This window comes from Psychroflexus maritimus (assembly GCF_011089875.1).
GTDB classification, from domain to species: domain Bacteria; phylum Bacteroidota; class Bacteroidia; order Flavobacteriales; family Flavobacteriaceae; genus Psychroflexus; species Psychroflexus maritimus.
In genome coordinates this window covers 17536-30804 of record NZ_JAANAS010000001.1, presented here as the reverse complement: position 1 = coordinate 30804, position 13269 = coordinate 17536, and the positions used below count along the sequence as shown (strand labels likewise).

Sequence of the window (13269 nt, the reverse complement as noted above, 5' to 3'; positions counted from 1 at the left end):
GGTGAGGCTTGAAGTTTTTAAATCTGTTATTTTGCTTTAATATCAATTTAACAGCAAAACAAGCTTTCTTTTTAATTTATTTCAATTTTATTTAGCAGCCATAACACGTTCAGCAATTTTTTTATAAATACCGTTATCTAGTTTACTTCGAATAGCAGAAAAGGCATCGATAGTTGTTGTTATGTCTTCCATGGTGTGAGATGCAGTAGGAATTAATCGAAGTAAAATTAATCCTTTCGGGATTACTGGATAAACAACAATGGAACAGAAAACGCCATAATTTTCCCGTAAGTCTTTCACTAAAGCCATAGCTTCAGGGATACTTCCTTTTAAGTAAACAGGGGTTACACAACTTTGTGTAGTTCCTAAATCAAATCCATTTTCTTTAAGTCCGTTTTGAAGCGCATTTACGTTTTCCCAAAGTTTTTGTTTTAATTGGGGTTTAGTTCTGATTAATTCTAGTCGTTTTAATGCCCCTTCCACTAAAGTCATTTGAAGTGATTTAGCAAACATTTGCGAACGCATATTATATTTCATGTAATCCATGATTTCTTTATCACCAGCTATAAAGGCTCCTGTACTTGCCATCGATTTAGCAAAAGTTGCAAAATAAACATCAATTTGATCTTGTACACCTTGCTCTTCACCAGCTCCAGCTCCTGTTTTTCCTAATGTTCCAAAGCCATGTGCATCATCAACAAGTAATCTAAAATTATATTTTTCTTTTAAAGCTACAATTTCTCTTAATTTACCTTGTTCACCACGCATACCAAAAACACCTTCTGAAATCAGAAGAATTCCGCCACCTGTTTGTTCAGCAATTTTTTCAGCACGTTCAAGATTAACTTTTATACTTTTAATGTCGTTATGTTTATAAGTAAATCTTTTACCTAAGTGTAATCTAACACCGTCAATGATGCAGGCATGCGCATCAACATCATAAACAATAACATCATTTTTTCCAACAAGTGCATCAATGGTTGATAAAATACCTTGATAGCCAAAGTTGAGTAGATACGCCGCTTCCTTGCTAACAAAATTAGCCAATTCATTTTGCAATTTTTCATGCAAGTTTGTATGTCCGCTCATCATTCTAGCGCCCATGGGGTAAGCGCTTCCCCATTTTTTTGCTGCTTCTGCATCTATTTTTCTAACTTCAGGATGGTTGGCTAATCCTAGATAATCATTAACACTCCAAGTAATTACTTCTTTTCCTTGGAATTTCATTCGATTGCCAATTTCACCTTCAAGTTTAGGGAATACAAAATAGCCTTCTGCTTGATCTGCCCATTTACCTAAAGGTCCTTTGTTCTTGTATATTTTTTCAAATAAATCTTTCATCTATTCCTTTTTTACAAACTTAAGCTACTAAGTGTAGAAGTTTTTCAATTTATTAAAAACCTTTACAAAACTTAGTTTTTGTTTAAGTTATTGATCGTTTTCTTAACGTTAGTATGTTTATCAGTTTCTTTTTTAGGTTCTGTAAAACCTTGTTCTTCCATCCATTGGTCGTTAAAAACTTTGCTCATGTATCTTGAGCCGTGGTCTGGAAAAATGACAACTACCTCATCTTCTGTATTAAACTCGTTTTCTTCAACAAGTTGCTTTACTCCTTGCATAGCTGCTCCACTGGTATAGCCAACAAACATGCCTTCTTTTTTAGCAAGATCTCTAGCTACATAAGCACTTTCTTCATCCGTAACTTTGATGTACTTGTCTATGATCTGAAAATCTGTGGCCGATGGAATTAAATTTTTACCTAAGCCTTCAATGCGGTAAGGAAATATTTCATCTTTATCTAATTGGCCTGTTTCATGGTATTTCTGAATAACTGAACCATAGGCGTCTATACCAATTACTTTGATGTTAGGGTTTTGTTCTTTTAAGTATCTTGCCGAACCAGATATTGTACCACCAGTTCCGCTACAGGCAATTAAATGAGTTATTTTTCCATTGGTTTGTTCCCAGATTTCTGGTCCTGTAGTTAAGTAGTGTGCATCAATATTTTGTTCATTAAAATATTGATTAATATACATTGAATTAGGAATTTGTTGGTGTAGCTTTTTGGCTACTTCATAATAAGAACGGGGATCATCTGCAGGAACATTAGAAGGGCATACATGAACTTCAGCCCCCATACTCCTTAACAAGCTTATTTTGTCTGGTGATGATTTTGAACTGACAGCCAAAATACATTTATAGCCTTTAATAACGCAAGTCATTGCAACGCTAAATCCAGTATTTCCTGAGGTGGTTTCAATGATGGTATCTCCAGGTTTTAACTTTCCTTCTTTTTCAGCTCGGTCTATAATATGAACTGCAATTCTATCCTTAGAAGAATGCCCTGGGTTATGCGCTTCGAATTTAGCATAATAATTGCCTGGAAAATCACTTGTAATTCTATTTAATCGAATCATTGGAGTTTCACCAATTAAATCAAGTAAATTTTCATGAATTGAGTCATTTTTTTGCATAGAAATATCTTTTTTGTTCTTTAAAAACAAGAACCGAGACGCAAATTTACAATTTTTTTTGAGTTAGCTTTTAAATTCTTCAAAAGCCTTTGCTTTTGCTCATAAAAATTGACTATAAATAACCTATAATCAGTTCATTAATTTTTATTCGTTTATGCCTTCTAAATGAAATAAAAAGATGTATTCCTTAGCCACTTCTTTGAGGGCTTCAAATCTTCCTGAAGCACCTCCGTGACCAGCTTTCATGTTTGTGTCTAAAAACAAAAGATGATCATCGGTTTTGAGTTCTCTTAATTTCGCTACCCATTTTGCAGGTTCCCAATACTGTACTTGAGAGTCGTGTAAACCTGTTGTGACTAACAAATTAGGGTAATTTTGAGCTTTTACTTGATCGTAAGGAGAATAGGAAAGCATATACTCATAGTATTCTTTTTCATTAGGGTTTCCCCATTCATCGTATTCACCTGTTGTAAGCGGAATGCTGTCGTCTAGCATAGTGGTTACTACATCTACAAAAGGAACTGCGGAAATAACTCCGTGGTATAATTCTGGCGAACTATTAATTACAGCACCCATGAGTAAACCTCCTGCAGAGCCACCCATAGCATACAAGTGTTCTGGCGAAGTGTATTTTTGGTCAATCAGGTAATGACTTACATCAATAAAATCGGTAAACGTGTTTTTCTTTTTCATCATTTTGCCATCTTCATACCATTGTCTTCCAAGATATTCACCACCTCTTATATGTGCAATTGCATAAATAAACCCGCGATCTAACAAACTTATTCTTGAGGTAGAAAAATAAGGGTCTATTGTGGCTCCGTAACTTCCGTAGGCGTACTGTAAAAGTGGATTTTTTCCGTTTCTTTTTACTCCTTTTTTATAGACCAAAGAAACCGGAATTTTAGTTCCATCTGAAGCTGTTGCCCAAACACGTTCTGAAATGTAATTGTCCTTATCAAAATTAGGATTTGGAACTTCTTGCTCTTTAAGTATTTTAGATGTTTTTTCTTGCATATCAAATTCAACTACCGAAGCGGGCTGAGTCAATGAGTTATAGGCAAACCTTAGTTTGTGCGTATCAAATTCTGGGTTGGTAGTGGTGTATGCCGTATAAGTTTCGCTTTCAGAAGGCAAGTAAAAATCATCTTTTTCATCCCAACGCATTACACGAATTCTGTTTAAGCCATTGTATCTTTCTGAAGTGACTAAATATTCATTAAATACATCTATACCCTCTAATAAGGTGTCTTCTTTATGTGGAATTACTTCTTGCCAATTTTTAACGGAAGTTTTTTCAATAGGAGTCTTCATCAACTTAAAATTGGTAGCTCCATCTAAATTAGTGGTAATGTAAAAATGATCTTTATAATGTTCAATATTGTATTCTACTCCTTGCTTTCTTTTAGCAAAAGGCTTGAAATTATCTTCAGGTTGATTGGCATTTAAAATTTGGTAATCATCTGTTGTTGTGCTGGTAGAACCAATAACAATAAATTCTTTAGATTTGGTTTTATAAACGTAGCTAATAAATGTTTCATCATCTTCTTGGAAAACCAATTTGTCCTCCTTAGGTTCACTACCTAATTGATGTTTAAACACCTGATTTGAGCGTAAAGTTTGATCATCTTTTCGGGTGTAAAAAATAGTTTTATTGTCATTTGCCCAAACCGAACCGCCTGTGGTTAATTCAATTTTTGTAGGTAAAATTTCGTTTACTTCTAAATCTTTGACTTGCAAGGTGTATTTTCTTCTTCCTACACGATCTACGCCAAAACTTGCGTATTTGTTATTTGGACTAATACTCAAACCTGAAAGGTTAAAGTATTCGTGGCCTTCGGCTAGCTCATTAACGTCAATAATGACTTCTTCTGCTGCTTCAATTTTTTCTTTCTTCCTAACGTAAATAGGGTAATCTTTACCTTCTTGGTATTTAACTTGGTACCAATATCCATTTAAAAAATAAGGAACAGATTCATCATTTTCTTTGACTCTTGACTTAAGTTCTTCAAATAAGTCTTTTTCAAATTTTTGATAAGGCTTCATGAATTCTTGATAGTATTCATTTTCTTTTTCCAGGTAATTAATAACTTCTGGATTTTCTCGCTCATTTAGCCAATAATATTGATCTGTACGTGTATGATTGTGAATAGTAAGTTCTTTTGCTATTTTTTTAGCTTTTGGTGGAGTTAAATCTGCCAATTTTTCTTTTTTTTCGTTTGTACAAGCAAATGCGAAGATAAGGCTTATACTGCAAACAATAATGTTAGTTCTATGCATCTTTATAAGTGTTTGTGGTAAAGATAGTTGAAGATTTTTAATTTTGTTCAGCTACTTGATTTTATTTTTGATGCGATGATGAAACTACTAGGCATTTCTATGTTGCCCAATAAAGATATTTCAGGGAATTTTCTATAAAAATCAAAATATAAATTAAAATTAATTAGCTTATAGACTAGAAAAAATAAACTTGTTATAGAAAGGAACGTATTTAATTTTAGTTCCCTAAAAAAAAGTAGCTTCTTGTTAAACCACTTCTTCAAAAGTATTGGTTTTAATTTTTACCAACCCATCTGCATCAATTTCTGTTAATTCAACTTCATTTAAGGTGTTGCATAAATTGGGGTTCCAAGGAAACTTTACTTTGACGTAGTTTTCTGTAAACCCGTGAATGTAGCCTTCTTTGTTTTCACTTTCAAAAAGTACAGTTTTTGTTTTTCCAAGCTGAGATTCGTAAAAAGCTCTCCTTTTTTTAGCTGATAAGCCCCGTAGCATTTTACTTCTTTTCTTTCTTACTTTATGAGGAATAACCCCTTGCATTTCTGCAGCCACAGTGTTTTCTCTTTCAGAAAAAGTAAATACATGCAAATAAGAAATAGGTAATTGGTTCAAGAAATTGTATGTCTCTAAGAAGAGCTCGTCAGTTTCACCAGGAAAACCAACAATAACGTCAACTCCAATACAAGCATCTGGCATTTTTTTCTTGATGCGTTCAACACGATTAATGTATAATTCTTTCATATACCTTCTTCGCATTTTTTTTAGTAATTCGTTGCTTCCACTTTGCAATGGAATATGAAAATGTGGAACAAATGAATTGCTTTGGGCAACAAAATCGATGGTTTCGTCCTTTAAAAGATTGGGTTCAATAGACGAAATTCTGAGGCGTTCAATGCCTTTAACTTCATCTAACGCTTTGACCATTTCTAGAAAAGTATGCTTATGTTGTTTGTTACCAAACTCTCCTTTTCCGTAGTCGCCAATATTAACACCAGTTAAAACAATTTCTTTGATATTTTGAGCAGCAATTTCTTCAGCATTTTTAAGCACATTTCCTAACTCATCACTTCTAGAAATTCCTCGAGCTAAAGGAATGGTACAATAGGTACATTTGTAATCGCATCCGTCTTGCACCTTTAAAAAAGCACGCGTTCGGTCGCCAATAGAGTAGGAGCCTACGTAAAAATCAGCTTCATTGATTTCGCAAGAATGCACTTCGCCAAAATCGTTTTTGCTTAAATCGTTGAGGTAATCGGTTACTTTAAACTTTTCTGTGGCGCCCAAGACCAAATCAACTCCATCAACGGCTGCTAATTCTTCCGGTTTTAGTTGCGCATAACAACCAATACCAATTATAAAAGCCTCTTTATTGAATTTTTGAGCTTGCTTTACAATGGTTTTAAAACGTTTGTCTGCATTATCTGTAACACTACAAGTATTAATTACAAAAATATCAGCCGGTTGATTAAACTCAACTCGCTCAAAACCTTCATCTTCAAAATTTCTAGCTATAGTTGAAGTTTCAGAGAAATTCAACTTACATCCAAGGGTATAAAAAGCAACTTTTTTATTCATTTCCAACACCAATCTTTTAAAATGCCTAAAGTTTATTTATATTAGCCTGCAAAGATACCAAATTAATTTTTGATACATAAAATCAAGTTTTGAAGTCAGCTCAATTTATTGTTTTTTCTCTAATTTTACTTGTTCTCTCATTTTCTTGTTCTCAAGGTGAGAATAAATATGCAGAAACCGAAGTATTTAGGTACAATGAACACGCTAATATAAGTTCATTAGATCCTGCTTTTGCTAAAGATCAACGCAATATTTGGGCTTGTCATCAGCTTTATAATACCTTAGTTGAATTAGATGAAGACTTGAATATTATTCCTAGTTTAGCTGAAGAATGGGAAGTTAGTGAAGACGGGTTGACTTACGATTTCTACTTACGTGAGGAGGTGTATTTTCATTCGCATTCAATTTTTGGTGAAGAAAAAACACGTGAATTAAATGCTGCTGATGTAGCTTATAGCTTAAACCGATTGAAGGATCCAAAAGTAGCTTCGCCAGGTAATTGGATTTTAAAAAATTTAGCTTCAATTGAAGTAATTGATACCTTCCATTTAAGGTTTCGACTAAGCAAAAAATTTCCCCCTTTTTTAGGGATTTTGAGTATGAAGTATGCTTCAATAGTTCCTGTTGAAACAGCTCAGGAATCTTTTTCGTTTAGAGAAAACCCTGTAGGAACCGGTCCATTTTACTTCAAACGATGGATTGAAAATGAAAAGTTAGTTTTTAGAAAAAATAAAACTTACTGGGAAAAAGACGAAAGAGGAAATCGGCTTCCATATTTAGAATCTGTAGCTATTACTTTTTTACCTGATAAACAAAGCGAATTTATGCAGTTTATTCAGGGAGAAATTGATTTGTTAAACGGTCTTCATCCTTCTTATAAAGATGAATTGCTCACTCTTGAAGGTAAATTGAAACCTCAATTTAAAAGTCGTTTTACCAAAACCAAAGCTCCTTTTTTAAATACAGAATATATTGGTTTTTATTTGCCTAAAGAAAATTCTGCAGCACAAAACAAAAATTTTAGGAAAGCCATTCATCATGGGTTTAATAGAAAAAGCATGATGAAATATTTGAGAAACAACATTGGAGTTCCTGCTTATGGAGGCATGGTTCCCCACTCTCTTCCAGGGCATTTTTCTCAAGAAAAAGAACGTTACAATTTGAAAAAAGCAAAAGCATATCTTGAAGCATACAAGAAAACTACAGGAGATTCTAATCCTAGTTTACATATAGCTACCAATGCTAGTTATGTAGATTTAATTGAATTTATTCAGCAAGAATTACAAAAAATTGGAATTCAAGTTCAAGTTGATGTGGTGCCTGCTTCAACTTTGCTTCAACAACGTTCTTCAGGGCAATTAGAGGCTTTTAGGGGCAGTTGGATAGCCGATTATCCTGATGCTGAAAATTACTTAGGTCTTTTTTATAGTCAAAATTTTTCTCCTAATGGTCCCAATTATACGCATTTTGAAAATGCAGAATTTGATGCATTGTTTGAATCGACTTACAAAATAAACAAGCCACTTGAAAGAAAAGCTCTGTATGAAAAGTTAGATTCAATAATTAGTGAAGAACTGCCCGTTATTCCTCTTTTTTACGATGAGGTAATTCGGTTTACCCCAAAAGAGGTAAGTGGTCTGCCTATTAATTCACTTAATTTACTAGAACTTCGAAGTGTAAAAAAAAAAATTAGAGTAAACTAGTAATAATTTCTTGGGTGCTTAAACCTTCTGCTTCAGCTTTGTAGTTTTTGATCACACGATGCTTGAGTATTCCTTGAGCCACTGCTTGAACGTCTTCAATATCGGGTGCGTACTTGCCGTTTAGTGCGGCATGTGTCTTTGCTGCTAAGATTAAATTTTGTGAAGCTCTTGGTCCCGCTCCCCAACCTACATATTCTTTAATTAAATCGCTAGCACTTGCTTCTTTTGGTCTTGTTTTTCCAACTATAGTAACGGCGTACTCTATTACGTTGTCGGTAACAGGAATTCTTCTAATAAGTTGTTGAAAATCGATAATTTCTTGTGCGTTGAACAAAGGATTAATCTGCGGATTTAGGTTTTGAGTGGTGGCTTTTACTACTTCAACTTCGTCTTTAAAGCTAGGATATTTCAGTTCTATGGCAAACATAAAACGGTCTAACTGAGCTTCAGGTAGGGGGTAGGTGCCTTCTTGTTCTATTGGGTTTTGGGTAGCTAACACAAAATAAGGTTGATCAAGCGCATAAGTTTTTCCTCCTATGGTAACCGACTTTTCCTGCATAGCTTCAAGAAGAGCTGCCTGAGTTTTTGGCGGCGTACGGTTGATTTCATCAGCAAGAACGATATTTGCAAAAACAGGCCCTTTTAAGAATTGAAAACGCTTGTTTTCGTCAAGAATTTCTGCTCCCACAATATCGCTCGGCATTAAATCTGGTGTAAACTGAATACGTTTAAAATTTAACCCAAGCGCCTGAGAAATAGTATTCACCATAAGTGTTTTTGCTAATCCTGGAACACCTATTAGTAAGGCATGACCACCTGAAAAAATTGAAATCAAAATTTGATTTACAACCTCGTTTTGGCCAACAATAACTTTAGCAATTTCCTCTTTGAGACTTTTGTGTTTTTGGACTAAGTGCTTAATTTTCTCTACGTCTGACATGTAATTTTAAATTTTTTCTTTCATCCAATCTGAAGCAAACTCGCAAGCTTTATATTCAGAATTGAATTTTATGTAAGTGTCTTTTGATTTATTTATCACCCATTTTTTTACTTCCTTTAGTTGTTTTTGTCGTAAAGCAAGTTCTTTTATCTTTGGATAATCATCTGAAAAATTAGCTTTATGTTCTGGAATTTTTTTGGTGACTTTATAAATTTTAAACGAAGTTTTCCCAGTTCTATCTTCGTCTCTAACCACTCTTGAAATTTCACCTTCTCTAAGTTTGTAAACACGTGTGTAAAGTTCAGTATCCATTTTTGCTAATTCAAAGCGTTTACTTCCATCTGCAGAATTAATTAACTGTCCACCGCTTTCTCTTGTTTCTGGCTCGTCTGAAAATTCTTTAGCAGCATCTTTAAAATCTAGCTCATCTTCTTCCAGCATTTTTTTGATTTTATCAGCTTTTTTTTCTGCTTCGCTCACTGCTTCCTGGGTAACTTCAGGATAGAGTAAAATATGTCTAACATCTACTTGCTGACCTCTAATTTTTTCAACCATAAGTATATGCCATCCAAATTCAGATTCAAAGGGTTTACTTATTTCGCCTTCATTTAGGCTAAAAGCAGCATCTTTAAATTCTTTTACAAACGAATCTCTTCGTGTTAGTGTATATAAACCACCTGATGACCTTGATGCTTTGTCTTCTGAATAAAAAGTAGCTTTGGTTACAAAACTAGCACCATTTTCAAGTACATCCTTGCGCATTTCATTGAGTCGGTCAACCACTTTATCAATTTGCTCTTGTGGTACTTTTGGCTGAATGACAATTTGCGCTACTTCAAGTTCATCTCCAAAAATGGGGACATCTTCGTCAGGGATGGATTTAAAGAATTTTCTTGTTTCTTCTGGGGTAACTTCTAAATCATCAACAACCTCAGATTTCATCATTTGAGCGAGATTTCTTTCAAGATTAATTTCGTATAATTTAGTTTTTAAATCGTCTTCGCTGCTTTGCCCATAAAACTCAATGATTTTATCTAAACTTCCAACTTGTTCAACCATTTGGCTTATCTGCTGTTCGGTTTCAGCCATAACTCGTTCTTCAGGAACTTCTAAGCTGTCTTGCACTGCGTGATGAGCAAAGAGTTTATTTTCCATCATGCGTTCTAAAATTCTACATGAAGTTCTTTCAGAGGCAGGAATACCCTGTTCTTTAGCATCAAGCTGAAATTTCATCAAATCACTCTCCGTAATCAGGTAATCACCTACAACAGCAGCAACACCATCAATTTTTTGCCTTACTTTACCATCTTCGGCAATGTCAAAAACTTTTCTTTCTTCTTCTTCACCTTTAATTAAGTTATCGTCATCATCAATTATTACCTGTGCGTTTAAACTAAAACAAGCTAAAAATATTAGCGTAACTAGGTTAATTAAACTTTTGATATTCATTGGTTTCAATTGCATATTCAAGTACTTCTTTATCTATTTTTTTTTCTAATTCTATTTTTTTCTTGTTTAAAAGAATTTGCTCTATTGTAGGTTTAACATAATTGATAGGCGCTTGTTCTTTTATTTTTTTTCGGTCTTCAATTTTTATGAAAAGGTAGCCCAAACTATCTTCAATAATAAGCTTATTTTGCAAAGCTAACTCATTTGGAGATATTCTTTTAGCTTTCTCATTAAATTGTTTTAACACATCAATTTCTTTAACCCATAAAGAGTCGTTTAGCGAATAATTTTTAAATTCTAAGCTTCGTTGTTCTAAGAAGATTTGATCTTCGGTTTGAAAACTAAAAAAAGCTTTTTTTATTTCATCTGTATTAAATAAATTACTTGATAATTCTATAAATCTTAACTTTAAGAGGTTTTCATTGAGTCTAAAAGTTTCTTTATGTGCTTCGTAATAGCTTTTTATTTCTTGCTCTTTTGGCTTGTATTCAGTTAGTCGGTTAGCCAGTAAGGCGTCTTTATAAGCCTTGATATATAACTCATATTTATAATTTTGAATAAGTTGATCAAATTTTTCTTGTTCTAGGCTAGGTAAATTAAATCTTGCCTTTTCCATCAAGATTTCTTTTAATGCCCATTCATCAATATATTTATTTACAAACAGCGTACTATCTGAAAGCTGGCCTAGTTTTTCTTTAGGTAAATCTTCTTCGTATAGGAAATTGCTACCTACTTTAGCCAGTGGCTTTTTTTCATTATTTCTTTCTAAGAATGTGCAGGACTGCAACAAAAGAAAGATTGTAGTTAAAACTATGTAGGTGTTTTTATTCAAATTCTTTTTTTAGTAATTCAAAAGTTTCTTCGTTTATTTTTACGCTGTATTTAGACTTCAATTCTTCCATCCATTCTTTCTCTAGTTTGTCTTGATAATCGGAAATGACTTGTCCTCTTATTTCGTCTAAATTTAAGGGTCTTTCAGGTTCAATTTCATCAACAAATAAAACGATGTATTTATTGTTCTGAAAATAATAGTCATTATATTTAGTTGCTATTTTAAAATGTTCAGGGAGTTCAAATTCAGTCACAGGTTTTGACTCAATTTTTTTCTGCAAGCTTCCCTGAAGCTGGTTTAAAGCAATATCTTCTGGTTTTCCGCGTCGATTCACTAATCTTAAAAACTTTTTTGCATGTTTCTTCTTTTCAAACGTGAAAGCCTTTCCACTTATTTTTTGAGGTGCAACATATTTTTTTGAATTTGCGGTGTAAAATAATTCAAGACCAGTTGTGTCTTCTTTGGCTTTATTCCAAAGCTCTCTTTCCATCAATTCAAAAATGAGTAAACCATTTTTATATTCGTTAATTTTTAATTCAAATTTGCGGTCTATTTTTGTGAGATTCGACTTGTGGTATTCAACTAATTTTGTGTAAATATATCGGTTAAATAACTCTTCTATTATTTCCTTAAATGGGCGTTTACCGGTAAACCCTGCTTGTTGTTTTTCTATATAAACTCCAAAATCTCTGTACGAATAAGCTGTATCCTCTATGCTTAAAATAGGTTTTGATAAACCTTCTGGGTTTTTATCTAAGGTCCATTTTGATTTATAAATGCGGTCATCAACTAATTCAGAAAAATAAGTAATAGCATCACGATTTATTACAACATTATAATGTTGCATGATGTTTTCTTTGATTCGTTCATTTAGTAGTTTAGCTCGGTTTGAGGTTTTGATTTTTCTTCTTAAACTTTCTTTAAGTTCGCTGTAAGTTTCTACCGGCGTATGGTCTATTTTTTTTATGATATGCCAACCAAATTCCGATTGAAAAGGGGAGGTATAATCGCCATCATTTTTTAGTTCAAATGCTTTTTCCTCAAAAATCTTAGAATTGATTTCGCCTACTTCAAAAGCGGGTAATCGACCTCCATTTTCTGCGGTATTTTTGTCTTCGCTAAAATGCTTTGCTAAGTCTTCAAAATCGTCACCATTTTTAAGGTTTTCGTAAATTTTAAAAATTTGCTTTTCGTTTTCTGCTGCCTCTTCTTTGTTATTGTTTCTAAGCATAATATGGGCAACACCTAGTTTTCCTATGCTTTTTCTTTCTCCTGTTTTTTTAATAATGTGGTAACCAAATTGCGTTTTAACTGGATTAGAAACTTCATTTGTGCTTAGTTTATAAGCGGCATCTTCAAAGGAATGAACCATTTTAAAAGCTTTAAACCAGCCCATGTCTCCTTGGTTATTTTTTACTGAGGGATCTTTAGAAAAGCGTTTTGCTAATTCTTCAAAGTTAGCTTCCTCAGCAATTAAAAGTTGTTGTATGTTTTTTGCTTTTTCGCGCGCTTCATTCCATTCTTCTTTAGAAGCATTGGGAGCTACATCAATTAAAATGTGGCTTACTCTTACTTCTTTTAGTAAACGCTCATAGGTTTCTTTAATCATTTCATCTGTAACCTCACCATTTGCAATGTAATTATCTGCAAATTGTTTAAAGTATCGATTAAACTCTTTGTTAAATTCTTCCTCTTTATCTAATCCCTGAGATTTAGCTTCCTTAAGTTTTAATTGAAAATTGATAAAGCGATCTAAGTAAGCTTCTATGCTTTCGTCATTAGTGTCATCTTCTAAAACCTTAAGGTTTTTTTGGTAGATGTAAATAAATTCATCGGCCATTACTTGTTCTTCTCCTATTTCTAATAAAATTTTATCGCTAAAATCCTGTGCAGAAATCAGGCTACTTACAAACAGCAAAAAATAAAATATCCTATTCATTAGTTGTTTTAATTTTTAGGTCTAGCAAATGTAATAATTTGAACCAGCTTTACAATGTTTAAGTTTACATAAAATTA

Annotated in this window: 9 protein-coding genes; 1 reads left to right on the top strand and 8 read right to left on the bottom strand. The window is 33.3% G+C overall.

Features of this window, described 5'->3' with window-relative positions; genetic code table 11:
• Positions 1-87 precede the first annotated feature (87 nt).
• The 4 genes from G7034_RS00105 to mtaB form a co-directional block, all read right to left on the bottom strand.
• Entirely contained in the window at positions 88-1341 is a 1254-nt protein-coding gene (locus tag G7034_RS00105) for an aminotransferase class I/II-fold pyridoxal phosphate-dependent enzyme (RefSeq protein ID WP_166398928.1), read from the bottom strand.
• Between the two features lie 71 nt (positions 1342-1412).
• A complete protein-coding gene (locus tag G7034_RS00100) occupies positions 1413-2474 on the bottom strand; it encodes a PLP-dependent cysteine synthase family protein (RefSeq protein WP_166398927.1) in 1062 nt (353 codons plus the stop codon).
• Between the two features lie 144 nt (positions 2475-2618).
• A complete protein-coding gene (locus tag G7034_RS00095; RefSeq protein WP_166398926.1) occupies positions 2619-4754 on the bottom strand; it encodes a S9 family peptidase in 2136 nt (711 codons plus the stop codon).
• 246 nt (positions 4755-5000) lie between these two features.
• A complete protein-coding gene (mtaB, locus tag G7034_RS00090; protein WP_166398925.1) occupies positions 5001-6329 on the bottom strand; it encodes a tRNA (N(6)-L-threonylcarbamoyladenosine(37)-C(2))-methylthiotransferase MtaB in 1329 nt (442 codons plus the stop codon).
• Between the two features lie 89 nt (positions 6330-6418).
• Here mtaB and G7034_RS00085 point away from each other — a divergent pair, with 89 nt between their 5' ends.
• Positions 6419-8032 (top strand): ABC transporter substrate-binding protein, encoded by a 1614-nt coding sequence (locus G7034_RS00085; protein ID WP_166398924.1) that lies wholly within the window; start codon positions 6419-6421, stop codon positions 8030-8032.
• On the opposite strand, the gene G7034_RS00080 is transcribed toward G7034_RS00085, so the two are convergent.
• The 4 genes from G7034_RS00080 to G7034_RS00065 are packed head-to-tail and all read right to left on the bottom strand — an operon-like array spanning position 8019 to position 13192.
• On the bottom strand, positions 8019-8972 hold the full coding sequence (locus G7034_RS00080) for an AAA family ATPase (RefSeq protein WP_166398923.1): 954 nt from the start codon (positions 8970-8972) through the stop codon (positions 8019-8021). The genes G7034_RS00085 and G7034_RS00080 overlap by 14 nt on opposite strands.
• A 6-nt stretch (positions 8973-8978) precedes the next feature.
• The gene (locus G7034_RS00075) at positions 8979-10421 is read right to left on the bottom strand and encodes a peptidylprolyl isomerase (protein ID WP_246166690.1); all 1443 of its coding nucleotides are present in this window, start codon (positions 10419-10421) and stop codon (positions 8979-8981) included.
• Positions 10399-11253, bottom strand: coding sequence for a peptidyl-prolyl cis-trans isomerase (locus G7034_RS00070; protein ID WP_166398921.1), 855 nt, complete (start codon positions 11251-11253; stop codon positions 10399-10401). The genes G7034_RS00075 and G7034_RS00070 overlap by 23 nt, the downstream gene beginning before the upstream one ends.
• Positions 11246-13192 carry a peptidylprolyl isomerase gene (locus G7034_RS00065; protein WP_166398920.1) on the bottom strand — a complete coding sequence of 649 codons (1947 nt, stop codon included), beginning with the start codon at positions 13190-13192 and terminating at the stop codon, positions 11246-11248. The genes G7034_RS00070 and G7034_RS00065 overlap by 8 nt, the downstream gene beginning before the upstream one ends.
• Positions 13193-13269 lie beyond the last annotated feature (77 nt).

Excerpts from the sequence above, each read along its gene's own strand:
- G7034_RS00105 (WP_166398928.1), bottom strand. The coding sequence starts at position 1,341 with ATGAAAGATTTATTTGAAAAAATATACAAGAACAAAGGACCTTTAGGT.
- G7034_RS00100 (WP_166398927.1), bottom strand. The coding sequence starts at position 2,474 with ATGCAAAAAAATGACTCAATTCATGAAAATTTACTTGATTTAATTGGT.
- G7034_RS00080 (WP_166398923.1), bottom strand. The coding sequence starts at position 8,972 with ATGTCAGACGTAGAGAAAATTAAGCACTTAGTCCAAAAACACAAAAGT.
- G7034_RS00095 (WP_166398926.1), bottom strand. The coding sequence starts at position 4,754 with ATGCATAGAACTAACATTATTGTTTGCAGTATAAGCCTTATCTTCGCA.
- G7034_RS00075 (WP_246166690.1), bottom strand. The coding sequence starts at position 10,421 with ATGAATATCAAAAGTTTAATTAACCTAGTTACGCTAATATTTTTAGCT.
- mtaB (WP_166398925.1), bottom strand. The coding sequence starts at position 6,329 with ATGAATAAAAAAGTTGCTTTTTATACCCTTGGATGTAAGTTGAATTTC.
- G7034_RS00065 (WP_166398920.1), bottom strand. The coding sequence starts at position 13,192 with ATGAATAGGATATTTTATTTTTTGCTGTTTGTAAGTAGCCTGATTTCT.